At 57.9% G+C, this 23754-nt stretch carries 21 protein-coding genes; 5 read left to right on the top strand and 16 right to left on the bottom strand.

All coding sequences use genetic code 11. From position 1 onward, the window contains the following. Nucleotides 1-32: 32 nt before the first annotated feature. The gene (fabY, locus tag C1N62_RS17335; RefSeq protein WP_137764790.1) at nucleotides 33-980 is read left to right on the top strand and encodes a fatty acid biosynthesis protein FabY; all 948 of its coding nucleotides are present in this window, start codon (nucleotides 33-35) and stop codon (nucleotides 978-980) included. Between the two features lie 54 nt (nucleotides 981-1034). On the opposite strand, the gene C1N62_RS17330 is transcribed toward fabY, so the two are convergent. Both C1N62_RS17330 and C1N62_RS17325 read right to left on the bottom strand, forming a co-directional pair. After that, nucleotides 1035-2786, bottom strand: coding sequence for an AsmA family protein (locus C1N62_RS17330; RefSeq protein WP_137764789.1), 1752 nt, complete (start codon nucleotides 2784-2786; stop codon nucleotides 1035-1037). A gap of 141 nt (nucleotides 2787-2927) precedes the next feature. Then, on the bottom strand, nucleotides 2928-4313 hold the full coding sequence (locus C1N62_RS17325) for an NCS2 family protein (RefSeq protein ID WP_137764788.1): 1386 nt from the start codon (nucleotides 4311-4313) through the stop codon (nucleotides 2928-2930). Nucleotides 4314-4551: 238 nt separating this feature from the next. On the opposite strand from C1N62_RS17325, the gene gltS reads away from it, so the two are divergent. After that, nucleotides 4552-5757 carry a sodium/glutamate symporter gene (gene gltS / locus C1N62_RS17320; RefSeq protein ID WP_137764787.1) on the top strand — a complete coding sequence of 402 codons (1206 nt, stop codon included), beginning with the start codon at nucleotides 4552-4554 and terminating at the stop codon, nucleotides 5755-5757. An 8-nt stretch (nucleotides 5758-5765) separates the two neighbouring features. Here gltS and recG read toward each other — a convergent pair whose 3' ends face one another. From recG to gmk, 5 genes are read right to left on the bottom strand one after another with little or no spacing between them, the layout of a single operon-like run. Next, complete coding sequence (recG, locus tag C1N62_RS17315; RefSeq protein ID WP_137764786.1) at nucleotides 5766-7847, bottom strand: ATP-dependent DNA helicase RecG; 2082 nt, start codon at nucleotides 7845-7847, stop codon at nucleotides 5766-5768. Next, on the bottom strand, nucleotides 7848-8540 hold the full coding sequence (gene trmH, locus C1N62_RS17310; RefSeq protein WP_137764785.1) for a tRNA (guanosine(18)-2'-O)-methyltransferase TrmH: 693 nt from the start codon (nucleotides 8538-8540) through the stop codon (nucleotides 7848-7850). It abuts the gene before it with no gap. Between the two features lie 5 nt (nucleotides 8541-8545). Continuing rightward, nucleotides 8546-10654: a bifunctional GTP diphosphokinase/guanosine-3',5'-bis pyrophosphate 3'-pyrophosphohydrolase gene (gene spoT, locus C1N62_RS17305; RefSeq protein WP_137764784.1), complete on the bottom strand. Its 2109-nt coding sequence runs from the start codon at nucleotides 10652-10654 to the stop codon at nucleotides 8546-8548. Between the two features lie 18 nt (nucleotides 10655-10672). Further along, complete coding sequence (gene rpoZ / locus C1N62_RS17300; RefSeq protein ID WP_137764783.1) at nucleotides 10673-10948, bottom strand: DNA-directed RNA polymerase subunit omega; 276 nt, start codon at nucleotides 10946-10948, stop codon at nucleotides 10673-10675. Between the two features lie 54 nt (nucleotides 10949-11002). Then, on the bottom strand, nucleotides 11003-11626 hold the full coding sequence (gmk, locus tag C1N62_RS17295) for a guanylate kinase (RefSeq protein ID WP_137764782.1): 624 nt from the start codon (nucleotides 11624-11626) through the stop codon (nucleotides 11003-11005). A gap of 279 nt (nucleotides 11627-11905) precedes the next feature. Between gmk and ligB the strand changes: the two genes are divergently transcribed. After that, nucleotides 11906-13612, top strand: coding sequence for an NAD-dependent DNA ligase LigB (gene ligB, locus C1N62_RS17290; protein WP_137764781.1), 1707 nt, complete (start codon nucleotides 11906-11908; stop codon nucleotides 13610-13612). Between the two features lie 67 nt (nucleotides 13613-13679). Further along, nucleotides 13680-14675: an SDR family oxidoreductase gene (locus tag C1N62_RS17285; protein WP_137764780.1), complete on the top strand. Its 996-nt coding sequence runs from the start codon at nucleotides 13680-13682 to the stop codon at nucleotides 14673-14675. 235 nt (nucleotides 14676-14910) lie between these two features. Here the strand turns inward: C1N62_RS17285 and C1N62_RS17280 are convergent, their stop codons facing one another. The 8 genes from C1N62_RS17280 to C1N62_RS17245 form a co-directional block, all read right to left on the bottom strand. Further along, the gene (locus C1N62_RS17280) at nucleotides 14911-17385 is read right to left on the bottom strand and encodes a toll/interleukin-1 receptor domain-containing protein (protein WP_137764779.1); all 2475 of its coding nucleotides are present in this window, start codon (nucleotides 17383-17385) and stop codon (nucleotides 14911-14913) included. A gap of 380 nt (nucleotides 17386-17765) precedes the next feature. Then, on the bottom strand, nucleotides 17766-18014 hold the full coding sequence (locus tag C1N62_RS17275; protein WP_137764778.1) for an ogr/Delta-like zinc finger family protein: 249 nt from the start codon (nucleotides 18012-18014) through the stop codon (nucleotides 17766-17768). Next, nucleotides 18011-18727 (bottom strand): hypothetical protein, encoded by a 717-nt coding sequence (locus tag C1N62_RS17270; protein ID WP_137764777.1) that lies wholly within the window; start codon nucleotides 18725-18727, stop codon nucleotides 18011-18013. The genes C1N62_RS17275 and C1N62_RS17270 overlap by 4 nt, the downstream gene beginning before the upstream one ends. Before the next feature lie 369 nt (nucleotides 18728-19096). Then, entirely contained in the window at nucleotides 19097-21760 is a 2664-nt protein-coding gene (locus tag C1N62_RS17265) for a DUF927 domain-containing protein (RefSeq protein WP_137764776.1), read from the bottom strand. A 9-nt stretch (nucleotides 21761-21769) separates the two neighbouring features. Then, nucleotides 21770-22144, bottom strand: coding sequence for a DUF5375 family protein (locus tag C1N62_RS17260; RefSeq protein WP_137764775.1), 375 nt, complete (start codon nucleotides 22142-22144; stop codon nucleotides 21770-21772). Then, nucleotides 22141-22419, bottom strand: a complete 279-nt coding sequence (locus tag C1N62_RS17255; protein ID WP_137764774.1) for a hypothetical protein — start codon at nucleotides 22417-22419, stop codon at nucleotides 22141-22143. Before C1N62_RS17255 ends, C1N62_RS17260 begins: the two co-directional genes overlap by 4 nt. 31 nt (nucleotides 22420-22450) lie before the next feature. Continuing rightward, nucleotides 22451-22807 (bottom strand): hypothetical protein, encoded by a 357-nt coding sequence (locus tag C1N62_RS17250; RefSeq protein WP_137764773.1) that lies wholly within the window; start codon nucleotides 22805-22807, stop codon nucleotides 22451-22453. Continuing rightward, a complete protein-coding gene (locus C1N62_RS17245; RefSeq protein ID WP_105630453.1) occupies nucleotides 22800-22979 on the bottom strand; it encodes a host cell division inhibitor Icd-like protein in 180 nt (59 codons plus the stop codon). Before C1N62_RS17245 ends, C1N62_RS17250 begins: the two co-directional genes overlap by 8 nt. Before the next feature lie 136 nt (nucleotides 22980-23115). Between C1N62_RS17245 and C1N62_RS17240 the strand changes: the two genes are divergently transcribed. Further along, entirely contained in the window at nucleotides 23116-23304 is a 189-nt protein-coding gene (locus C1N62_RS17240; RefSeq protein ID WP_105630452.1) for a toxin-antitoxin system HicB family antitoxin, read from the top strand. Between the two features lie 31 nt (nucleotides 23305-23335). Here the strand turns inward: C1N62_RS17240 and C1N62_RS17235 are convergent, their stop codons facing one another. Next, nucleotides 23336-23542, bottom strand: a complete 207-nt coding sequence (locus tag C1N62_RS17235) for an AlpA family transcriptional regulator (RefSeq protein WP_137764772.1) — start codon at nucleotides 23540-23542, stop codon at nucleotides 23336-23338. Between the last annotated feature and the right edge of the window lie 212 nt (nucleotides 23543-23754).

The following is a 23754-nucleotide window of genomic DNA, read 5'->3' as shown; positions in this document are numbered from 1 at the left end:
GTGCTGACTGACCCATTCAACGAGAGACTTTTATGTATCACCTGCGAGTACCTGTGACTGAACAGGAGCTGAAAGCCTACTACCAGTTCCGCTGGGAGATGCTGCGCAAGCCGCTGCGCCAGCCTCTGGGATCGGAGAAAGATGCCTATGACGCCATGGCCCACCATCAGATGGTGGTGGATGAGCATGGCAAAACCGTCGCCATTGGCCGACTCTACATCAATGCCGACAATGAGGCCGCCATCCGCTTTCTGGCGGTCGATCCGGCGGTACAGGGCAAAGGGCTGGGCACGCTGGTCGCGATGACGCTGGAGTCCGTGGCGCGCCAGGAGGGAGTTAAACGGGTGGTGTGCAGCGCCCGCGAGGACGCCGTGGAGTTCTTCGCCAAACTGGGCTTCGTCAACCAAGGGGAGATTTTTGCCCCGCAGACCACGCCGGTGCGCCACTTCCTGATGATTAAGCCGGTCGTGACGCTGGATGACATCCTGCACCGTCCTGACTGGTGCGGCCAACTCCAGCAGGCGTGGTATGAGCATATCCCGCTGAGTGAAAAGATGGGCGTGCGCATCAGCCAATACACCGGCCAGCGCTTCGTCACTACCATGCCGGAGACCGGCAACCAGAACCCACACCACACGCTGTTCGCTGGCAGTCTCTTCTCGCTGGCGACCCTGACCGGCTGGGGGCTGATCTGGCTGCTGCTGCGCGAGCGCCACCTCGGCGGCACCATCATTCTGGCGGATGCCCACATCCGCTACAGCAAACCCGTGACCGGCCGTCCGCGGGCGGTGGCCGATCTCAGTTCCATCAGCGGCGATCTCGACCGGCTGGCGCGCGGCCGCAAGGCGCGGGTGCAGTTGGAGGTGGCGCTGTATGGCGATGAGGAGAAGGGCGCGGTGTTTGATGGCACCTACATTGTGCTGCCGGCGATGCCCTACGAACCGCTGGAGAAGGGCGGCTCCGAGCTGCGTGCCGAGTAGCACGGCGTTGGAATGAAAACGGGTGGCCAAGGCCACCCGTTTTTTTTGCGCGTTTTAGGGCTGCGGGGAGGACGCAGGAGGCGCGCTCTCCGTCGGGGCGGGCGTGGCTGGCTCAGGCGCGACCGGCGCGGCAATCACCTCGCCATTGGCCATATCCTGCGTCACCTGCTGGCCTTCGGCGTTGGTGGCGGTCAGGCGGCCCGTCAGGCCGCTTTTCAACGGCGTCCCGGCTGCCAGTTGCCCCTGCAACTGCACGCTCAGGGCACCGCTGCCGTTGAGCGGCTGCACCGGCCATCCCCAGTTCTGTACCAGCGGCAACGGCACGCCGCGCCCGGTCAGGGTGAGGTTGAAGGGACGCTGCGGCTGTTGGCCGACGGTCGCCGTTGACTCCAGCAACCCATCTTGGGTAAAGGCACTCAACTCCGTGACGGCAATCTGGTTGTCATCCGCCGTCAGGGTCAGCGATGGGCGACGCACGTCGATCTTATTGAAAGTGGCGTCACTGGCGTTCAGGGTCAGCTTGCCGCCCCAGATGCCCCACTGGTGGTCACGCGCCAGCACCAGATCCGTGCCGATGCCATCCACGGCGGTAATTTGGAACGGGAAGTCCGGCGTCACATCAATGATCAGGTTGCGGTTGGCGGTCAGCTTGCTGACGCCGACACCAGAGAGCCACGACGGCAGTGGCTGCATCCAGCGTTCGCGCCAGTTGGCGGGCAGGGTGTACTCCAGCGCCGCCACCACCAGCTCATCCAGTTGCAGGCGCTGGTCGGCGCGCGCCCAGTGGCCGCTGGTGCGCAGCAGGCCGTTCTGCCAGCGGGTGCTGAGCTGCTTGAGGGTGATGCCCTGACTATCGAAAGCCAGATCGACAATCGGGTCAGTGAAGTGCAGGTCGCCGTTGATCAGGTCGCTGGCATTGAAGGCGAGCGAACCATCGTCGCTCTGCCAGTTGCCGTGATCGAAGGTGATCTCCTGCAACGTCAGGTCAAGGTCGTTGAAGGCCCAGTCCGGCCCCTGCACGCGCGCGTCAATCACATCCAGTCGCTTCAGGGTCATTTTCGGCAGCGCCTGAAAATCCTGCCAGAAGGTGGCGAGGGTGTGCGGCGATTGCAGGCGGATATTGCTCAGGCGCAGGGCGTTGATGTTCCAGTTGCCCTCGGCGTCACGGCTGGCATTGGCGGTCAGTTGGCCGCGGGCGAAATCCGCGCCGACGGTATTCAGCAGCAGCCGGTTTTGCTGGATACGCCCCTGAATCAGCACCTGCGAGGCGGGCATGTCATTCAGCGTCAATGCCCCGGCGCTCAACTGGAACTCGGCATCGTTGCCCAGCGGCTGCGCGGCAGTGGGCCGCCACGGGGCGACGCCCGCGTTGACCTGTTGGGCAGCAATGGCGAGGCGATCGACGTTGGCGTTCAGCCGCATATTGCTCAGCTGCAACAGATCCGCCTCCACCGGCAGTGCGCGTTGCCCACTGCCGAGGTTCAGGCTACCGTTGCGCAGCGTCAGGCGCTCAAAGTGGCCGGGCTGGGAGAGCTGGTGCCAATTAAACGCCAGGCTCACTTCGCCAGCGTCCAGCAGCGCGGGCTGGTTCGCCGGTGTCAGCCGCACATCATGCAGGGTCAGCGCCATGGGAGAAGACCACTCATGGTCAATCTTGCCAATCGCCAGCCGGTAATCACTGTTGGCGCTGATCCAGCGGCTGACCCAGCCAGCTGCCCACGGGGTCTGTAACACCAGATACCCTATCACCACGATCAGCACACACAGCAACAGCACGGTTGCCAGCACTTTCCCGAGAAATTTCATCGCTCTCACTACCCCTTACCCGCAAAGTAACCCTGTTTATGCCGCAATCAGCCCGCTATCACAATAGATAGGGCCAACACATTCCATAAAAAACGGCCAGTGTGTGATCACACTGGCCGCGGCAGGACAGGGGGAAAGGCGTTACTTCTCTTGTGGGAAGACCAGGTTCAGCACGATGGCGGTGATGCCACCGGCGGCGATGCCGGAAGAGAGCAGGTTCTTCACCCAGTCCGGGGCGAATTGCAGGATCAGCGGCTGCTGGGAGACGCCCAATCCTACGGCCAGCGACAGGGCGATAATCATGATCGCGCGGCGGTTCAGCGGCTCGCGCGACACAATGCGCACCCCGGAGGCGGCGATGGTGCCGAACATCACGATGGTCGCGCCGCCTAATACCGGCTCAGGAATGTGCTGCACCAGTGCACTGACGCCGGGGAACAGGCCGAGCACCACCAGCATCAGCGCCACCACAAAACCGACGTAGCGGCTGGCCACGCCGGTCAACTGGATCACGCCGTTGTTCTGGCCGAAGCAGGAGTTGGGGAAGGTGTTGAACACCGCCGAGAGCAACGAGTTGAGGCCATTCGCCAGCACGCCGCCCTTGATGCGCTTCATGTAGAGCGGGCCAGCGACCGGCTGCTCCGAGACGTCAGAGGTGGCGGTAATGTCGCCGATGGTCTCCAGCGAGGTCACCATAAAGATCAGCATCAGCGGCAGCAGCAGGTTCCAGTCAAAGCCCAGCCCGTAGTAGAGCGGCGTCGGCAGCATGATCCAGCTCTGCGAAGTGGCCCCAGCGGTGACGGGCAGCATATCCAGCGCCCAGGCCAGCAGGTAGCCGACCGCCATGGCGATCACCAGCGAGGCGACGCGCAGGTAGGGGTTGCGCTGGCGGTTCAGCACAATGATTACCACCAGCACCGAGGCGGCCAGCAGCAGGTTTTTCGGCGCGCCGAAGGTGTGATCGGCCATCGCGCCGTAGCCGCCGCCGATGGAGGTCAGTCCCACCTGAATCAGGGAGAGGCCAATGATCATCACCACAATGCCGGAGACCAGCGGGGTAATGATGCGGCGCGCCAGATGCAGGAAGCGCGACAGCACAATCTCAGTACAAGAGGCGACCATCAGCGTGCCGAACAGCGCCGCCATCATGGTCGGCACATCCGCGCCGCCGTTTTTCAGCGCCATGCCGCCCATGATCAGCGGGCTGACGAAGTTAAAGCTGGTGCCCTGAATGGAGAGCAGCCCAGACCCCACCGGCCCCCAGGTCTTGATTTGCAGGATGGAAGCCAAGCCGGAGGCGAACAGCGACATGCTAATGATGTGCTGGGTGTCCTGCGCGGGCAGGCCGAGCGCCTGACAAATCAGCAGTGCCGGGGTGATCACCGCCACGAACATCGCCAGCAGATGCTGGCAGGCGGCAAACAGGGTTTGCGGCAGCGGCGGGCGATCCTCCAGGCGGTAGATCAATTCACTATTGTGGGGAGTGGCGGCAGTGCCAGACTCCCGCTCGGCGGTGTGTACGCTCATATCAGGGTTCCCGGGGCGGCAAAGGGGGCATTTTAATGAGCCTGCCAGCCCAAAAGCAAACGTTTGCGAATGCAGTCGATAAATTCTTTCACGCCCAGACGTGCCGCGCCGTTACGCTTAACCTTGCCTTTGGTAAGGTTTTGGGTTTTTAATTCGGATCGCCCGCCCCGCATAAGGGATTGGCATAAAAATAACCAATTGATCTTTTATATATTTTTATCTTTTTTGGGGTGTTTTGATGATTGAACTCGATAACTTCGGCACGCTGGTCGCCGCAACACTGGTGCTACTGCTGGGGCGCAAGTGCGTCCAGCGCATTCCCCTCTTTAACCGCTACACCATCCCGGAGCCAGTGGCCGGTGGCCTGCTGGTGGCGTTGGGCCTGCTGCTGGTGAAGCAGCTTTCCGGCTGGGAGATCCGCTTCGATAGCACCATGAAAGAGCCGCTGATGCTGGCCTTCTTCGCCACCATCGGCCTGAATGCGGATATCGGCAGCCTGCGTCAGGGCGGTCGCTCGCTGGTCACCTTCCTGTTTGTGGTGGTGGGGCTGCTGGTGCTGCAAAACGTGATTGGCCTTGGGCTGGCCAGCATGATGGGGCTGAACCCGCTGACCGGCCTGCTCTCCGGCTCCATTACCCTGTCAGGCGGCCACGGCACCGGCGCGGCGTGGGGCAAGATGTTCAGTGAGCGCTATGGGTTTAGCAACGCCACTGAGGTGGCGATGGCCTGTGCCACCTTTGGTTTGGTATTGGGGGGGCTGGTTGGTGGGCCGGTGGCACGCTATCTGGTCAGGCACTCAATGACGCCGGAGGGGCGCCCGGAGGATCTGGAGACGCCCAGCGCCTTCGAGAAACCGCTGACCGGCCGACTGATTACGCCGCTGGTGCTGATTGAAACCATCGCCATGATCGCCATCTGCCTCTCGGTGGGCAGTTTCCTGTCTGGGAAATTGCATGGTACCGCCTTCGAGCTGCCGACATTTGTCTGCGTGCTGTTTGTCGGCGTAGTGCTCAGCAACATCCTCTCTGCCTCGGGCCTCTACCGGGTCTTTGACCGCGCGGTGTCGGTCGTCGGCAACGTCAGTTTGTCACTGTTTTTGGCGATGGCCTTGATGGGGCTAAAACTCTGGGAGCTGTCAGCGCTGGCATTGCCGATGCTGGTGATCCTCGCGGCGCAGACGCTGGCGATGGCGCTGTATGCGGTGTTTGTGACCTACCGGGTGATGGGGGCGAATTATGATGCGGCGGTACTGGCGGCGGGCCATTGCGGTTTTGGGCTGGGGGCGACCCCCACGGCCATCGCCAATATGCAGGCGATCACCGGGCGTTTCGGCCCCTCACATCTCGCCTTTTTAATTGTGCCGATGGTCGGGGCGTTCTTTATGGATATCGTCAACGCGCTGGTGATTAAGCTGTTCCTGCTGCTGCCAGCGTTCGCCCTGTAGCGGGCACGTCAGGCATTGGTGTAGCGGGTGCGCTCCGGCAGCCAGCGCTCAATCAGCGCCCTGGCATGTTCCGGGTAGCGCTGGTGGATATGGCGCGCCACCCGCTGCACTTCCGGAATCATCGCCTGATCGCGTAGCAGATCGGCAACGCGGAACTCGGCGCTGCCGGTCTGGCGGGTGCCGAGCAACTCGCCCGGCCCACGGATTTCCAGATCCTGCTGGGCAATCACAAAGCCGTCATTGCTGTCACGCAGCACCTGAAGCCGCCGCTGCGCCGTTTTGCTCAGCGGCGTTTTGTAGAGCAGCACGCAGTGGGAAGCCACCGCGCCGCGGCCGACGCGGCCACGCAACTGATGAAGCTGCGCCAGCCCCAACCGCTCCGGGTTCTCAATGATCATCAGGCTGGCGTTCGGTACATCCACGCCAACCTCAATCACCGTGGTCGCCACCAGCAACTGGATCTCCCCCTGCTTGAATGACTGCATTACCGCCTGCTTCTCCTGCGGTTTCATGCGGCCATGCACCAGCCCGATGTTCAGGCCGGGCAGCGCCTCCTTCAGCCCCTGCCAGGTCGCTTCCGCCGCCTGTGCCTCCAGCATGTCGGACTCCTCAATCAGGGTGCAGACCCAATAGGCCTGCCGCCCCTCCTGCTCGCAGGCATTTTTTACCCGCTGAATGATGTCCTCACGGCGGCTATCGGGAATCGCGACGGTGGTCACCGGGGTACGGCCCGGCGGCAGCTCATCAATCACGGAGGTGTCGAGATCGGCGTAGGCGGTCATCGCCAGCGTGCGCGGAATGGGGGTAGCGGTCATGATCAACTGGTGCGCGTGATAGCCCTGCACCAGCCCCTTCTCCCACAGTGCCAGCCGCTGGTGGACGCCAAAACGGTGCTGCTCATCGATAATCACCAGCGCCAGCCCGTTGAACTGCACCTGCTCCTGGAAGATGGCGTGGGTGCCGACCACCATGGAGACCTGGCCGCTGGCAATCGCCTCCTGCTGCGCCTGACGCGCCTTGCCCTTCTGTTTACCGGCCAGCCAACCAACCTGGATGCCGAGCGGCTCAAACCATTGGCGGAAGTTATTGGCGTGCTGCTCCGCCAGCAGTTCGGTCGGTGCCATCAGCCCCACCTGCTTGCCTTGGGCGATCACTTGCAACGCCGCCAGCGCCGCCACCAGCGTCTTGCCAGAGCCAACGTCGCCCTGCACCAGCCGCATCATCGGGAAGCCTTTCGCCAGATCCTGCTCAATCTCCGCCACTACCCGCCGCTGTGCGCCGGTCGGCTGGAAGGGCAGGGAGGCGAGGAAACGGCTGGTGAGTTCCGTGTCATGGGGAATCGGCAGCGCCTGATAGCTCTGGGTGCCCGCGCGCACATCCAGCATACTGAGGTTGTGCGCCAGCAACTCCTCCATGATCAGGCGACGCTGCGCCGGGTGGCGCCCCTTCTCCAGATCTTCCAGCCGCACATCCGGCGGTGGGCGGTGCAAGAGATGCAGCGCCTGCGGCAGCGAGATCATGCCGCGCCGCAACTCCTCCGGCAGCAACTCCTCAATGGGCACGGTATCCAGCAAATCGAGCGCCTGATCGGTCAGCTTGCGCAGCGTGGCCTGTCGAACCCCCTCGGTCGCCGGATAGACCGGCGTCAGGGACTCTTCCACCACCACCTCGCTGTGGTCGCCCTGTAGGCGATACTCCGGGTGGATGATCTCCGCGCCATGATGCCCACGCTTAATCTCACCATAGGCGGTGACGCGGCGGCCGGTGGCCAGGCTGTTTTTCATCGCGGCATTGAAGTTGAAGAAACGCAGGGTAAGGACGCCGGTGCCGTCGCTGATTTGGCAGGTCATCATGCGCCGACGGCCAAAACTGACATCCGTGCGCAATACTTCACCCTCTACCGTGGCGAAAATGCCCGGCAGAAGGTCATTGATTGGGTAGAGGTGGGTGCGGTCTTCGTAACGCAGCGGCAAGTGCAGCAGCAGATCCTGAATGGTCTCCAGACCAAGCTTTGCCAGCTTGCCCGCCTGGCTGGCCCCAACCCCGGACAGTGACGTTAACGGAATGGCATCCAGCAGGCGTCCTTTCATTTAGCGCTCCATGGCTTGCATGGCGGCCCACCAGGTAGGCTCCGCCACAATCTGGCCTTGATCATCAATATGTGGGCGCGGCAGCCCCTTGCGCTTCGCGACATTCGCCAGCACCGGGTAGCCGCCCTCAAACAGCAGCCGTTGCTGCTCCTCATCATCGAGCATACAGGCATCGCGATGGTACATGCCGGCGTTTTGCCGTTGACGCTGGGCTTCATACAGGATCAGCGCCGAGGCAACCGAGACGTTCAACGACTGCACCATGCCAGCCATCGGGATAATGATGTCCTGATCGGCCAGCGCCAGCGCCTCAGCGGTGATGCCGGTTTTCTCCTGCCCGAGCAGGATGCAGGTGGGCCGGGTGTAGTCGATCTCGCGGAAATCCACTGCCTTGTCAGAGAGATGGGTGGCGAGCACCTGCATCCCCTGCTGTTTCATGGCGGTGACCGCCTCAACGATGGTTTTGTGGGTTTTGACCTGCACCCAGCTGTTGCTGCCGGCCGCGGAGGAGACCAGGGTGCGCATACGGTTGGTGGGCCACACCGCATGGATTTGGTGGACGCCAACCGCATCGGCCGTGCGGATCACGGCCGAGACATTGTGGGGCTTGTGCACCTGCTCCATACATACCGTGAGATCCGGTTGTCTGGCAGTCAGCATTTCGCGGATTCGCGCGTAACGTTGTGGAGTCATCAGCCTTAGTTTCTGTTTCGGTTCACTCTGATCACATCCGGCATAATACGAATCTTACGCATTACGTTCGCCAGATGGATACGATCGCGCACGGTCAGGCGAATAAAGGTGCTGTAGACCCGGCCATCGCGCTCTTCGGTGCTCAGGCTCTGGATGTTGGACTCCGCCGCGTTAATCGCCGCGGTCAGGTTGGCCAGCGCCCCCTGATGGTTGAACATGTCCACCTTGATTTCGGTGATGAACTCCTGATCCAGCCCGTGATCATCCCACTCCACCGCCATGAATTTCTCAGGCTCTTTCTGGTAGCCGCGGATGTTGCGGCAGGACTCATGGTGGATCACCAGACCCTTGCCGGGGCTGACGTGCGCGATAATCGGGTCGCCAGGGATCGGGCGGCAGCACTTGGCGAACGTGATCAGCACGCCATCTGCGCCTTTGATGGGCAAGTTGCGCATCCCGGAGGAGCCGATGGTGGCGTGATCGCCGAGCAGGTTGGTCGCGACCACCACGCTCATGGCGTTGCCGAGACCAATCTCCGCCAGCAGGTCATCCACGCTCGCCAATCTCATCCGGTCCAGCTCACGCTGGATGTTCTCTTGCGGAATGTCCGCTAGCTTGCGGCCATTGCCGAACGCATGGTTCAGCAGGCGGCGGCCCAATGACACCGAGTCATCACGCTTCAGGTTTTTCAGCATCTGGCGAATCTTGGCGCGCGCTTTGGAACTCACGACAAAGTTCAGCCAGGCGGCGTTTGGCCGTGCGCCCGGTGCGGTGATGATCTCAACCGTCTGGCCGCTGGTCAGCGGCTGCGAGAGCGGATAGGGCTGGCGATCGACGCGCGCGCCGACGCAGGCGTGGCCAATGTCAGTGTGAACCGCATAGGCGAAGTCAACCGGCGTGGCACCGGCCGGCAGTTCCACGATGCGCCCTTCCGGCGTAAAGACATAGATCTCATCCGGGAAGAGATCGGATTTCACGCTCTCGATGAATTCAAACGAGCTGCCAGCGCTCTGTTGCAGCTCCAGCAGGCTCTGCATCCAGCGCTGCGCACGAACCTGCGCCGTAGTGGTGCCGGACTCGCCATGCTCTTTATAGGCCCAGTGGGCGGCCACCCCCATCTCTGCCATCTGGTCCATATCCTCGGTGCGGATCTGGATCTCCACCGGCACGCCGTGCGGGCCGATAAGGGAGGTGTGCAGGGATTGATAGCCGTTGGCCTTGGGAATGGCGATATAATCTTTGACCCTGCCCGGACGCGGCTTGTACAGGCTGTGCGCCTGACCCAGCACGCGGTAGCAGGTATCGACCTCTTTCACGATGACGCGGAACGCGTAGATATCCATGATGGAATGGAAGCGCTGCTCTTTCAGGTGCATCTTGCAGTAGATCGAGTAGAGGTGCTTCTCACGTCCGCTGACCCGGCACTCAATGCCCGCCTCAGTCAGCCGTCCCTCAATCTCCGAGAGGATTTTCTGGATCATCTCTTTACGGTTGCCGCGGGCAGCTTTCACCACCTCTTTGATCACGCGGTAACGGTTGGGATAGAGGGCCTCAAAACCCAGCTCTTCCAGCTCGGTTTTCAGGTGATGGATACCCAGGCGGTGCGCCAGCGGGCTGTAGATCTCGAGCGTCTCGCGCGCAATGCGGCGACGCTTGTCCGGCCGCAGCGAGCCAAGGGTACGCATGTTGTGCGTACGGTCGGCCAGCTTGATCAAGATGACGCGGATATCCTGCACCATCGCCATGATCATTTTGCGGAAGTTTTCCGCCTGCGCTTCTTTCTTGTCACGGAATTTCAGCTTATCCAGCTTGGAGACGCCCTCAACCAGCTCAGCGACGCTTTTGCCGAACAACTGCTCCATATCTTGATAGGTCGCAGGTGTGTCTTCGATGACGTCATGCAGCAGGGCCGCCATCAGCGTTTCGTGGTCGAGGCGCATCTCCGCCAGAATGCAGGCGACCGCCACAGGGTGAGTGATATAAGGCTCACCGCTGGAGCGGGTCTGACCTTCATGCGCGTCGCGCGCAACGAGGTATGCCTGTTTGAGGCGCTTGATCTGCTCCTCAGGCAGGTATTTTTGAATCAGCAGATTCAGGCTTTCAAACAGGTACAAGGTCTTTTTAAACTCTAATTAACGGCGGCCTTCAGCAATGGCGGTCACAGCCTGGATCTCGGCGGCTTCCTGCTCTTGCTGTTCCTGACGATCACGCACATCGAGGATCTGGTTGTTGATCAGACCTTCTTCGATTTCACGCAGAGCGATAACGGTGTACTTATCGTTCTCTTCCGGAACCAGCGGATCCTTGCCGCCAACTTGCATCTGGCGTGCGCGACGAGCAGCGACCAACACCAGGTCAAAACGGTTACCAATTTTCTCTACAGCGTCTTGAACAGTTACGCGTGCCATATAAGTGCTACTCCACAGGTGACGAAATGACTGGCCATGATACTGAAAGTGACTTCAGTCTGCCAATAATTTGGTGATTAAAGCGTCATACTTGAGCTTTTGGCGGCCCAGACGCAGACGTTCCGCACGAATGATGGTTTTTAAATCCAGCAGCGCCAGATCAAAGTCATCATTCACGATCAGGTAGTCGTACTCGGCGTAGTGGTTCATCTCTGCCACGGCTTGCGCCATGCGCTTGGCGATGACCTCTTCGCTGTCCTGGTTGCGGCCGCGCAGACGGCGGTCCAGCTCATCCTTCGACGGCGGCAGGATAAAGATGCTGCGCGAGGCGGGCATCTTTTCGCGGATCTGCTTGGCGCCCTGCCAGTCGATATCCAGGAACACATCGACACCGGTTTTCAGCACCTTCTCAATGGCGGCACGGGAGGTGCCATAGTAGTTGCCAAACACCTGCGCATGCTCAAGAAAGTCCTCTTTCTCAATCATGTCGCAGAACTCAGCCTCTGACACAAAGTAGTAGTGCTCACCATGATTCTCACCTGGGCGCTTGGCGCGCGTGGTGTGGGAGATGGAGACTTGCGTGTCATAGAGCGGTTGCGTTTTCAGCAAAGCCTGAATCAGGCTGGATTTCCCTGCGCCGCTCGGTGCAGAGACAATGTATAACGTGCCTTGAGCCATAGATGATGTTTCAGCTGTAACGGTTGATATGTCGATGCGGAAGAGAACTTCTCCGCACAGTATACACGGCTACCCGCCTGGATGCAGCGTTCGCGTTTATTTCACCTGAAATTCAGCGCCTAAGCCATCTATTTCACCGATTGTTCGCGGAAGATTCCAAAGAAAATCTTTGCGTTGCAACCTCGCGTTTTTCCTTTCGATCCCGCTTCCAGAATCACGTTTTGCCCCTCGAATTTCTTCCTCCGGCGCGTTTAACTGCCGCCCAAAAAAGGAGGAGTTATGCGTGCACTCATTATTGTGGTGGGGCTGCTTCTATCAGGCTGCTCCCCGGCCTTGGCCTCAACCTCATGCCCAGACTGGGGCGTGTTGCGCCTGAAGCAGGAGATCGCGGCGCTGGCGCAGCGGCTAGAAACATGCGACCGGGCCTACTACCAACAGGGCGTCAGCCTGATGGAGGACGCACTCTACGACCAGCTACGCGCCACCCTCGGCCAGTGGCAGATGTGCGCGGGTGCGATAGTCGAGGAGCCGCTCCTGCCCGCCGGCAAGGTGGCCCACCCCGTTGCCCAGACTGGCCTGAAAAAGCTGGGCGATGAACGCGCGCTCGCTACCTGGATGGCGGGCAAAGGGCCGCTCTGGATCCAACCCAAGGTCGATGGCGTCGCGGTGACCCTGACCTACCGGAATGGGCGGCTCGCCTCAGCAATTAGCCGCGGCAATGGCCGGGTCGGGGAGGAGTGGACGGAAGCCGTGCGGCAGATAACGTCGCTACCAACGGTGCTGCCGAAGGAGAGCCGCTGGCAGGATGTGACCCTACAGGGGGAGTTGTTCCTGAAGATGAACGGTCATCAGCAGAAACAGCAGGGCGGGCTGAATGCCCGCAACCGGGCCGCTGGCCTGTTGATGCGTCGTCAGCCCTCACCGGCATTGGATCAGCTTGGGCTGTTTGTCTGGGAGTGGCCGGACGGCCCCTCAGGGATGGCGGAGCGCCTTCAGGCTCTGACCATGCTCGGTTTCCCGCTGACGGCGCGCTACACCCTGCCGGTGACCACGCTGGCAGAGGTCGCTACCCAGCGTGAGCGCTGGTTCAATGCGCCACTGCCGTTTGTCACGGATGGTGTAGTGGTGCGTGAAGAACAGAGTCCGGCAGGCAAGTTCTGGCGCAATACTCCGGCAAGCTGGGCGGTGGCCTGGAAATATGCCCCGGCTCAGCAGGTGGCGGAGGTGGAGAGCATTGCTTTCACCGTTGGCCGCACCGGTAAAATTGCCCCGGTGCTGAACCTGCGCCCGGTGAAACTGGATGATAAATGGGTGCGGCGCGTCAATGTCGGATCTGTGGCGCGGCTGAGAGCATGGGAGATTGCCGAGGGCGACCGCGTGGTGATCTCGCTGGCCGGTCAGGGCATTCCAAGGCTGGAGGAGGTGGCCTGGCGGGTGAAAGAGCGCAAGCCCATCGACTACCCTGACGCCAGCCAGTTTGATGCATTCAGTTGCCTGACCCTGACCCCAGCCTGCCACTCACAGTTTTTGGCACGGCTGGTCTGGCTGGGTGGGCCGCAGGGCGTGCAGGTCAGCGGCATTGGGCCACAAGGCTGGCGTACATTAATCACGCAGGGCGGGCTGGACTCCCTGACCGGCTGGCTTGCCTTCTCCCTGCCCCAGTTACAGGAAAAAATGGGCATCAGCCTGAAACAGGCGGAGAAGCTCTACGCCAGCCTGCAACTGGCGCGGCAGAAGGGCCTGATACCGTGGCTAAGCGGGCTGGGCGTTCCGCCCTACGCCCTTGCAACGCTGAAAGATGAGCCGTGGCCGGTTATCCAGCAACGCAGTGAGCAACAGTGGAGCCAGTATGCTGGCATTGGTGCCAAGCGCGCGGCGCAACTGTGGGCGTTGCTGCACCATCCGGCCATGCAGCGCATCATCGACGATCTGCAACGTGGGCAGGTGCCTGCCTTTATGCCAGCGCACTCCAACAGTGGCGCGTAGCTGGCCCCTGTAGAAAACCATCGGGCTGCTATGCTTTTCCCATTCATGGAGAAAAGAGGCAGAACAGATGGTTGATCAAACACGTGTTGTTGTAGTGACGGGCGGAACGGCCGGCGTGGGTCGCGCCACTGCACGCCATTTTGCACAGAAGGGGTATCAGGTGGCGGTGCTCGCCCGCAGCGAGGAGGGGCTACAGGAGACCGTGGCTGAATTGGAAGCTTTTGGCCACAAGGCGCTGGGGTTGCCAGTAGACGTCGCGGACGCCGAGCAGGTGGAGCAGGCCGCCGAGCAGATCGAGCAGACGCTGGGGCCGATTGAGGTCTGGGTGAACGTGGCGATGAACACCGTGGTGGCACCCGTGGTGGAGACGACGGCGGAAGAGTACAAGCGTGTCACCGAGGTGACCTATCTGGGAGCGGTGAACGGCACGCTGGCCGCACTGAAACGGATGCGCGCCCGCAACCGTGGCACCATTGTGCAGACTGGCTCGGCGCTGGCCTACCGCTCCATCCCACTGCAATCTGCCTATTGCGCGGCGAAGGCTGCCATTCGCGGCTTTACCGACTCACTGCGCAGTGAGCTGATCCATGACAAGAGCCGCATTCGCCTGAGCATGGTGCAACTGCCCGGCATCAACACCCCGCAGTTTGAGTGGTCGCGCAACAAATTAGATCACCGGGTGCAGCCAGTACCGCCCATCTACCAGCCCGAAGTGGCCGCCAGAGCAATCTTTGACGCCGCCCAGCGCGCGCCGCGCGAAATCTGGCTGGGCAAGGCGACGCTGCAATCCATCGTCGGCAATATGTTCTTCCCCGGCCTGTTGGATAAATTGCTGGCGAAACAGGCTTACAGCGGCCAGATGACCGAAGAGCCGGAAGATCAGGCTCGCCCGGACTACCTCTATGAGCCGGTGGTCAATTTGCACCGCACCCACGGCCGCTTTAATGAAAATGCCAAACAGCGCGCCATTTCCGTCGACTCCAACCTGTTTGGCGTCGCCGCCGTTACTTTGCTCGGTGTCGGCATCGCCGCCCTGACCTGCGGCCGCAAACGCCGCCGCTGAGGCAATAAAAAAAGCCCGCCTAGGGCGGGCTTTTTATTCACTGCGTCTTTCTTAGGGATCACTCAATATTCTGTATCTGTATCTATTTATAACTCTAACTTGCTGAATTATATTGCTTATATGTAATTGCTTAACTTTTGGTACATTTATTGGTACACGTTATGAATACTTAGTACTGTTATGACCCTCTTAATGACAATTAATAGGCTTATAAGGGAAAACGCATTTCCCTAAATTATTTATTATTTTCATAATGGATCTTTAGCTTTTCTAACAGTCTATCTTGGGAATTTTTTGAAAGTCCGCTTAATTCTTTAAGAACCATGGCTTTGGCTCTTTCAATCTGTCCTTCCATTGCTAGTAATACTGCTTTATATTTAGCGCTAGTACGTAAAGATGAGGAGTATTTTCGCTGAATTTTATCTAAATGGTCAATCGCTTCTTTAAGTTTTACCTTATTGTTAAAATGAGCAGATATTTCTGCTTTAGTTAATGCTGGATATGTGACATCAGGGAAAGAAAGGATTGCTTCATCTATTATAGACAAACTTTCCTCTTCATTTGAATCAAAATAAGCTATAAGTCTAGCTCTCGCTGATTCCAACATCTCTTGCGCTCTAGGTGAAGAGTCAATTTCAAGCCTTTGAATTATAGACTTTAATACTTTTAAGTTTTCTTGGTTTTTATCTCTGGAAATCAAACATGTGAAATAGTTATTGGCATTTATAGGATTACTTGGGCGGTTTTCATAGTTTTCTTTTGCCAGGTTATATGCGAGATCATATTCTTCGTTAAGCATGTGTACCAATATTAATTCACTTAAAACTTTTGGGTCACGTCTCCCTTTTTCTAAAGCTCTACTCAGAGAGTCAAAGGCTTTTGAAAAATTCCCTGCTAAACGATAATAAAAACCATGTAAAAATGATGCATCAGGCTCGTTTAGTTTCCTAACTTCTGAAAAGAACTCACTATCTTTCAGCCGAGCTAAGCATTGACACTTAATATATCTTACTTGAGAGATTGTATTTTGATGAATTGTTTTTTCCTTAACCAATATTCTATTGGCTAGTACTAAAGCATCTTGGTAATTTTTCTTTTCATTATAAAGTTGCCTTATGGTTTTAACAAATACGGATGGTATTAGAAGACTGTCAGGAACTTTATCACCATTTTTTAAACTCTCTTGTGCTGAGAATAAATAGTCAGAGATGTCATAATTCTCAGATTCATTTTTCATCTGTTCCATAAAAGAGTTTATATGCTCTCTAATCTTTTTTTCAAATATACTACTTTTTCCAAAATTATTTCTACTGACATAATCGCGAATTACTTCACTGATGCGAAAATAATCTGGGGTAGAGCCAACTCTTTCACATACAGAAGAACGGAAAAGCTTATCAAGAAAAGGGGCATATTTTTTTTCATCTACTATTTCAAATAGTAGCCCATAGCTTATAAATTCAAACCTTGATATCAAATAAATAAGGTCAAGAGTATCATTATCATCCTTGAAATAATCTAAAACTATTTTTGCCTTATCTGCGCCATATTGCTGTATAATGTGCGACTGTTTTTTTGTTTCATTTATACCTTTTTCTTTAATAGTATCCACTGCAAAAAAAACTTGTTCAGGGTATCCAGTGAGGATATCTGCAAAAAAAGATATATCTTCTCGATTTAGTGTTAGCTTCTCGAATTCAGCATATCTTTTAAGTAATCCGTTCCTTTCGTTTTGCTCTAACTCTGCAAGGGACAATGCATAGAAGAAAGGATGTTCTCTATTTATTGATAAGTTCACTCTATTTCGGCTGGCTACAATAAATGTTAAGTATTCTTTTTTACTTATCTTGTTTACGATTTCTACAAACCAATCTACAATTTTTCCATCACCTTGAACTAATACCCCGTTGTCTTCAATAAGAACTCTTTCATCTTCTCGCTGAATTGTTTCAGATAATTTTTTTCCTAACTCGATTTTTTCTTCGATGCTACCTTTTATTACATCCGCTATTTTTGCAACTTCGGTAAAACCTAGATCGTTTATCTTCAAGATGAAGTCTTCGATGCTATCTTGCGACGATAATGAGATTGTTGGGAATTCGTAATACTCTCTGACTATGTTTGCCTTGGCTAGGGAATGATTTAATAATGTCTTCCTGCCTATGGATTGCAATCCTGAACAGATTATAACTGTAGGTGATGGCATGGAAAAGTCATCTATTCTTTCTTCAATCTGTTTTATCTTCTCGTTTCTTCCGACGAAAATTTGTTTTCGCTCTTTAAGTCTTGGATGTATTCTCCATGATAACTCGATAAGCCGAGAGTTTATTTTTCTTGCTGCCACTTCCGGTTTTGATATGAGTTGTATATTTATTTTTTCCTTCATCCATAGCGGTAATCTTTCATCGCGATGGCTTATGTTTTCATCAATTATGATTGGGTAGAATATTTTTAGATCATTATTTAATATTTTATCTTCAGCTTCTATTATCTCTTTTTGAACCCACGGAGATTTTAAAGAGTGCTCTGAGATAAAAAGAATAAATAACGAGGTTTCATCAAGTCCTCTATATATTTCATCAATAGTAGGCATTCCTTTTTCAAACGTTTCTTCGTCAAATATTCTTACTTCTTTTCTAATGAGGCTAGCTACTTTCCTGACATAATGATTTTTGTCTTTAGAACTGTGTGAAAGAAAGCACTTTATCATTTTATTTATCCTGTAATTTCCGTGTGTGATTGTGATTTTTACTTCATGATAGCGCCCGGTTTTATATGGTAGCTATTATTTGAGTTCATCAAAATTTAGAGTTTCTCCTTAGTGTTCATATCTTCAATTGTTTGATTACGCGCGCAATGCTATCCCCGCCTCGCCTGCCCGCTTCGTACATCGCTTTTCATGCAGTTGCAGGCACAGGCTTAGGCCACGCCATTACTGGCCCTGCCTGTACTTCTCACACGCATTATTTGCATGCAAATCCATGCAGCTCTTGCATGCATCACTATTTATACTCGTCACCGTGCAGAAGATCTTTAGCTTTGCGTAAAAAAAATCCCCGCCGGATGGCAGGGAGAGTGTGAGGTTCTGGTTCAGTGCCGGAAGGCGCTTCCGTAGCGGCCCAGCGTCTGTGACTGGCGCTGAGGCGGCGGTGGAGGCGGCGCCTCGCAGACTTCGGGCTGCGGCGGCGCGGTAATCACACGGGTAATACTCTCGCTGGTCTTGAACGCGCAGGAACAGTCGAGATTGGTGCACTGATGATAACGTTCCTTAACCTGTTCGGACATGTAGCGGCTCGACCTGGCGTGCGCCGGGCTTTTGCAGTACGGGCAGTGCATCATGCCTGGCTCTCCTTCTGCTGTTTCTCAAGCTTCTTATTACACTCCTGTAACCGCACCTGAATGGAGCACGGACTGTTATACAGCTTCATATCCACGCCGGTCAGCGCCGGGCGATAAACGCCAATCTCCGACACGACAGGCTCCGCGTCCATATCCAGCCGCGCGGCTTCCGCCTTATCGGCCAGCACCTTACCGACCTCGCGGGCGAGTATGGCTTCCGGCTCCTGATGACGCGGGTCAGTATGGCGTCCCCGGTCGTTGAGCCGGAGCGACAGCAGCTTAAGACGGACGGCGCGTACCAGCGTCGGGCTGAGGTTGCGCATGGCGGCCTCCCACTGGCCCTCCACGTACTGCGTAAAGGCCACATTGTGCGCGTTAACGTAGGCGTGACCGGTACGCACGGCCTTTATCATCTCCCCCTCATGCTCAAACTCCAGCTCCTCAATCAGGCCGGTGAACTCTTCGGCCAGCTCGCGGCTGACGATGCGCTGGCTGTGCTGCGCCCTCAGCTCGTCGGTAAGGTTGCCGCGCAGGCTGCGAAAGCGGGTGCGCCAGTTCGTTTCCGCTTCCTTCCCGTTCTCAATGGCCGCCTCGCGCTCTTTCTTGCTGCGGGCAATGGCGGCGGTGATGTCGTTGATTTTCATCATCTGCGCGGTGTGTTCGGCTCTGGCTTCGCTCAGGCGGATGACGGCGGGGCTTTTATTCTCGCTCATGATAATTCTCTCTCTGTAAAGGATGTTTGTATTCTGCCGTGGCCCAGCGGACAACGCCTGCTTTCCCCGTCTGCTCGTGGCTCAGCAAACAAACCCGGTGGCCCGCCAGGAAAAAGGCCCGGAAAGGCGCGTTGCCCGCGTCTCTGTCGGCAGTGGGGTGTAACAGGGGTAACATGGGTTACATTGCTGTTTTAACTGAATTTTTATGAGGTAGCTCTGTGTAACATTACGGGTTACAGCGGGTAACAGATGCGGTGTTACACCTGTTACCCTTTTACTTTTATGCGGTGTAACAGCGCCAGCGCCCGTCTGGCGCGGCTGTTACACCTGTTACCTCTGTTACCCTTAAGAAATAAGACTCGCGCACCATTAGCCCGGCACCTCGCTGTTAAAGACGTAAAGCCTGCGCACGTTCATCTCTGGCGGGCGAATGCTGGTCTGTAGCTTGCCGTCGTTGGCCGCCAGCAGGTAACCCTTGTCCGCACAGAGTCGGGCCACCTTGCGCGGGTCAAAGCCCCGACAGATTTCCTTCCAGCCCGACGGCATCACGTAGAAGGTGGTCACCGTTTCCCGGCCCTGCGCGGCGTTGCCTTTCTCCACCCTGCGCCATCCCACCATGTTGCCGGGGCGGTTGCGTTCGTCGTGCCAGTCGGCAAAGCGGCTGTACTGGTTGGCGGTGAAGAAGGTGCGCACCTGCTCCAGCGCGGCCATGTCTTCCTGGTTGGCCGTGTGTCCCCGGTCTTTCAGCCAGGCGTTCAGGCAGACCCGCGTTGCCCGCAGCGCTTCGCCCTCCGGCCAGCCGGTGATACCCATGCGCGTCGCCAGCTCCCCGGCCATCGCCACCAGGGCAAAGCGGTTGACTGCGCGCCCCACCTGATTACCTGCGTCCTGCGGGGCCAGCGCGGCGGTGTACTCTTTCATCAGCGCCTTTGCCTGCGCCGTCAGCCCGTTGAGGTCGGCGGTCAGCGCCTTCAGCCACTCGCGGAACGGCGAACCGTAGTAGCTGGCGGTGGCCCATTCCAGATGCTCCGCCAGCGCCTTGCCGCTCTCAAAGCCGTGCAGCTCCTCAAACACGCCGAACTTACCGGAGTCGCTGGGTATCTGTATCATCCTGACCTCCATCCCGGCGAAGGTGCGCTCGCCCGCCTTCGCGGCGTGCTCCGTCAGCGACAGCTCGCCCGTGGACAGGAACAACAGCCGCCACTGCTTACGGGTGCGCAGCTCGCCGTCCGTTCCGGCCCGGCCCTTGCCCTGGCCGTTTGCCAGCATGTAGGCAATGTTGCCCGCCTCGCGCCCGTCCACCTCGCGGATTTCATCGAGCATCATCGCCGCGTCGTTGCGGCGGCTGGCGGAGCCTTCCAGCGAGTTACCGGTAGCCCGCCACGTCTGCCAGTAGTCCGGGCCGCCGCATACCGAGGTGGCCGCCTTCATGGTGGTGGTCTTACCGTCGGTGGATTCGCCCTTCAGGTGATAGCCGCCGCCGTCCATGCCAATCAGGCGCAGCAGCGGCGCGGCAAAGGCCAGGCTCACCGCAAAGGCCACGCGGGAGTTCCCGGTGCAGTAGCGGGAGACGTGCTCGCGCCACTCCTCCGTCGTGCCCGCCACCCGGAAGTCGCGCCCCTGTACCGAGGTGGTCTGAAGAATGACGCCCTCCGCGTCCTCGCCGTTCACCTCGTCCTGAAGCACGTAAACCTGCCCGTGCCAGCCGGTGCGGCTCACGCAGGTGACGCGCCGCTCCGGCTTGCACAGCGAGATATACTCCATCAGCCGGGCGCGTGCCTCGCCGGTGGTGCTGATGTACGACAGGCCGTTAACCAGCAGCACCCGGCGCAGCTCCTCGCCGCTGCCGCTCAGCATTTCCATCGGCATCGCCCATTTACGTCGCTCGCCCCAGGTATCCTCCCACTCCAGCAGGCGGCCAAAGTTGCCGCCGTCGGCGTCGCAGGTAATGGCGGTGACGCGCAGCGGGTTGCAGATTTTCACGTTCTGAATTTCCGTTTCGCCGTTGCGCTGCACCTGCTTTTCATACCAGAGGTAATCCTGAGTCAGCCGGAACCCCTGCGGCAGACGCGTGCGGCCCTCACCGGACATCACCAGACCGTTACGGAAGGCTTCGCGGGCGCGGGTCACGCCGTGCTGGCGGTGAAAGTCGTTCCAGTCGGCGCGGATTTCGCCCGGCGGCAGCGTCACCCAACCGCCCACCGCCTTCGCCGCCTTTTCCGCGAACGCCTTGCCCGGATTCTCACCGCCGTCCTGAAAGTCGTTGTCCCCGGCGAGAATGATTTTCACCTCCGGCCAGCGGGCGCGCAGCGCCTGCGCCACGTTCGGCAGGTTCCCGGCCGACACGGCCGCCACCACGTACCCGGCGGTCAGCTGGCTCACGGTCAGCGCCGTGGCCCAGCCTTCGGTAATCACCGCCTGCACCGGTGGCTCTGCGGGCAGCGGGGCGAGCGTCACGAACGCGCCCTTCATGGTGCTGCCCGGCAGCAGGCTTTTTTCCCCACCCGGCGCTATCAGCTGCGCGCCGGTTATCGCGCCGTCCGTGGTCACCAGCGGCAGCAGCACCGAACCCGCCGGGAACGTCGTCCCGCTGATGCGCTGCGCCTGGCCGGTCAGCGTCACCTGATGGCCGGTAAAGCCTTTCGAGGTCAGATAGTCGCTTTCGCCGGTGTGGCCTGCTGCCAGCAAGGCATTCACCGTGGCGGCCATGTCGCGCTTCGGGGCTTTTTCCCTGGCAGGCTTAACCGGCGCGTCCTGCACGTCGCGGAACGCCAGCACCTGCGCCACGGCCTGCGCCGCCTTTTTCACGCCGTCGCCTGTTACCCGTTTCACCAGGTCAAGGCCATCGCCGTTGCCGCAGTGGCTGCAAATCCACGTCCCACGCCCCTCCATATCATCAAAGCGAAAGCGGTCGTCTCCGCCGCAGTGCGGGCAGGGGCCATGGCGCCCGTTGTCCGGCACCGTAATACCCAGCAGCGGCAGGATAACCGGCCAGCGGCCCCGTGCGGCCGTGGCAATCTGTGTCACAGTCATGGCTCCCCCTTACCGGTCGTACAGCGAAATGCCGGTATCGCAAAAATCATCGAAGGCCGCCGGTAATACCTGATACAGCTCCGTCATCACCTGCACGCCGCGCTCCGTGAGTACCGGCGGCGCGGTCAGCAGCTCCGGCCTCACCATATCGCTCATGAGCGCCAGCGCGGCGGCGGCACCCTGCGCCTCGCCATATTCGTTCACCATCACGCTTTCAATGTGCAGGGCGACGGCCATTTCGATGCGCTCCACCGACAGCTTATGCGGCCCCAGAATCTCGCTGCCGGTGTTGGCCAGCACCTTTTCCCGCCAGGCGGAAGCGATGGCGCGACGGTACAGGGCGGTGGTCAGCTCCGCCGGGAAAACCGATACGTGATGGTTCATACCTTTGCCTCCGTCAGCGGGGCACAGTGGCGCGCCACCTCTTTCAGGTCGGCGTACAGGTAGTCCATCAGCGCGGCCACGCCCGGCACGCTGCCGCCGAACGGCAGGCCGTCGTTTTGCGGGTGCTGCGCAAACAGCTGTTGCAGCAGGTCGCAGGCGTCCTTGGCCCGCTCCAGCTTCTCGAATGCGTCTTCCGGCAGGCCGTAGGCGTAGAAACGGCGGTTTAACGGCAAGGGGCGGCCCTGAGCAGCATGCTGCCCGTTTGATGTGTTCATGGATAACTCCGTTACTGAATGCGGTTACGGCTTACAGAAAGCGCGAATAGTGGTCTGCGCCCGGTGTCGGGCGTGGGCTGACATCGGCGGTACGCGGGCGAATAAGCGTCACAGACGGATGCAGGGACAGGGGGCCGGAGCCGCCCTTACCGCCGGTGGCTTTGGTCAGCTTGCGCGGTGCCGCCGCGATACGCTGATAGCTTGCCTCAAACCACGCCAGCGGGCCGGACGTTAGCTGGCCGTCGCTGTCGTGGCGATACAGCACCTCGTGGCTGAACGCCGGGTTGGCGGCCGCTACGGCAAAGGGCGCGGCGGTCAGGCGGATAATACAGACCGTCCAGCCCTGCTTATGCTGCCAGCGCTCGCCGGGTTGCGGATACTCACGCATGACGACCTCCCCGACACGGCAGACGACCGGCAAAAAACAGCACGTAATCGGCGGCCAGACGACGGCGGGCGCTGCGCTCGTCGTTCGCGGTTACCCGCAGCATCACCGGGCGGCAGGAGCGCTGCGCACGGTTGATTGCGGCAAAGATCCAGGTACACTTTGATGTAGCCATGTATGTGACTCCCAAGTTCATTTGTGGTCAGGCTTTGTGAGGTATTGCGAGTACCTTACAGAGCCGCTTGTTTTCATATGCTTTGTTGTATAAGGTACGTACCTTATAGCGCTTATTAAAGTAAAAGGTACGTACAATGTCAAGAGCAAAAGATCGCACTCCTAAAACTGGCGGCAAGTCGCCGACCTTTCAGATCCGCATTAACCCTGAACTAAGAGAGCAACTCGATCTCGAAGCAGCCAAAGACCAAACTACACTCGGTAACTGGTTTAAAGAGGTTGCCAGACAAGAACTTAAGCGTCGTGGTATTGAACCTAAAGGATGATGTTTTGCGGTGACTCGTCGCCGCATATTTATCAATGCGCACGCTGTTGGCCTATCCATTCTTTTACCTCCTCGGCGCGCCAGGCAGTAATACGAGCGGAAATTTTTATTGGCTTTGGAAACGATCCAGATGCGACCCGCCTCCATAGCGTTGCTGACGAAAACGGCAGGCAATGCATTAACTGTTTTTGTCTGACAAACCCGGTTTCGGGGATGATTCCGTAGGGCGTTTGATTCAAAGCAGGATCTCCTATCTCATTGATTACTATTGAGGTGGGATGAGACTAACGGAGATACATTGATGTATTCCACTGAAAATGGAATTCCATTAAGAAAATCAAAATTCCACTAAAAAAAGTGAATTCCACCGATTCATTACTGTTAAAGAGATAAGGGTGAAACTTTTAAGCTTATGATTTATAAGTGCCTTATTTGAAAGGGGATTAGATTG

It is taken from the genome of Nissabacter sp. SGAir0207, assembly GCF_005491205.1.
Lineage (GTDB): Bacteria > Pseudomonadota > Gammaproteobacteria > Enterobacterales > Enterobacteriaceae > Chimaeribacter.
Note: the sequence above shows the minus strand (reverse complement) of the source record. Positions and strands in the feature narration are given on the sequence as shown.

Bases quoted from the DNA above. Each gene is read 5' to 3' on its own strand.
- fabY (WP_137764790.1), top strand. From the start codon at position 33: ATGTATCACCTGCGAGTACCTGTGACTGAACAGGAGCTGAAAGCCTAC.
- C1N62_RS17330 (WP_137764789.1), bottom strand. From the start codon at position 2,786: ATGAAATTTCTCGGGAAAGTGCTGGCAACCGTGCTGTTGCTGTGTGTG.
- rpoZ (WP_137764783.1), bottom strand. From the start codon at position 10,948: ATGGCACGCGTAACTGTTCAAGACGCTGTAGAGAAAATTGGTAACCGT.
- C1N62_RS17255 (WP_137764774.1), bottom strand. From the start codon at position 22,419: ATGAACACATCAAACGGGCAGCATGCTGCTCAGGGCCGCCCCTTGCCG.
- C1N62_RS17265 (WP_137764776.1), bottom strand. From the start codon at position 21,760: ATGACTGTGACACAGATTGCCACGGCCGCACGGGGCCGCTGGCCGGTT.
- C1N62_RS17260 (WP_137764775.1), bottom strand. From the start codon at position 22,144: ATGAACCATCACGTATCGGTTTTCCCGGCGGAGCTGACCACCGCCCTG.
- C1N62_RS17275 (WP_137764778.1), bottom strand. From the start codon at position 18,014: ATGATGCACTGCCCGTACTGCAAAAGCCCGGCGCACGCCAGGTCGAGC.
- gmk (WP_137764782.1), bottom strand. From the start codon at position 11,626: ATGGCTCAAGGCACGTTATACATTGTCTCTGCACCGAGCGGCGCAGGG.
- trmH (WP_137764785.1), bottom strand. From the start codon at position 8,540: ATGACTCCACAACGTTACGCGCGAATCCGCGAAATGCTGACTGCCAGA.
- gltS (WP_137764787.1), top strand. From the start codon at position 4,552: ATGATTGAACTCGATAACTTCGGCACGCTGGTCGCCGCAACACTGGTG.
- C1N62_RS17250 (WP_137764773.1), bottom strand. From the start codon at position 22,807: ATGCGTGAGTATCCGCAACCCGGCGAGCGCTGGCAGCATAAGCAGGGC.
- C1N62_RS17240 (WP_105630452.1), top strand. From the start codon at position 23,116: ATGTCAAGAGCAAAAGATCGCACTCCTAAAACTGGCGGCAAGTCGCCG.
- C1N62_RS17270 (WP_137764777.1), bottom strand. From the start codon at position 18,727: ATGAGCGAGAATAAAAGCCCCGCCGTCATCCGCCTGAGCGAAGCCAGA.
- C1N62_RS17285 (WP_137764780.1), top strand. From the start codon at position 13,680: ATGGTTGATCAAACACGTGTTGTTGTAGTGACGGGCGGAACGGCCGGC.
- C1N62_RS17325 (WP_137764788.1), bottom strand. From the start codon at position 4,313: ATGAGCGTACACACCGCCGAGCGGGAGTCTGGCACTGCCGCCACTCCC.
- C1N62_RS17280 (WP_137764779.1), bottom strand. From the start codon at position 17,385: ATGATAAAGTGCTTTCTTTCACACAGTTCTAAAGACAAAAATCATTAT.
- recG (WP_137764786.1), bottom strand. From the start codon at position 7,847: ATGAAAGGACGCCTGCTGGATGCCATTCCGTTAACGTCACTGTCCGGG.
- C1N62_RS17245 (WP_105630453.1), bottom strand. From the start codon at position 22,979: ATGGCTACATCAAAGTGTACCTGGATCTTTGCCGCAATCAACCGTGCG.
- ligB (WP_137764781.1), top strand. From the start codon at position 11,906: ATGCGTGCACTCATTATTGTGGTGGGGCTGCTTCTATCAGGCTGCTCC.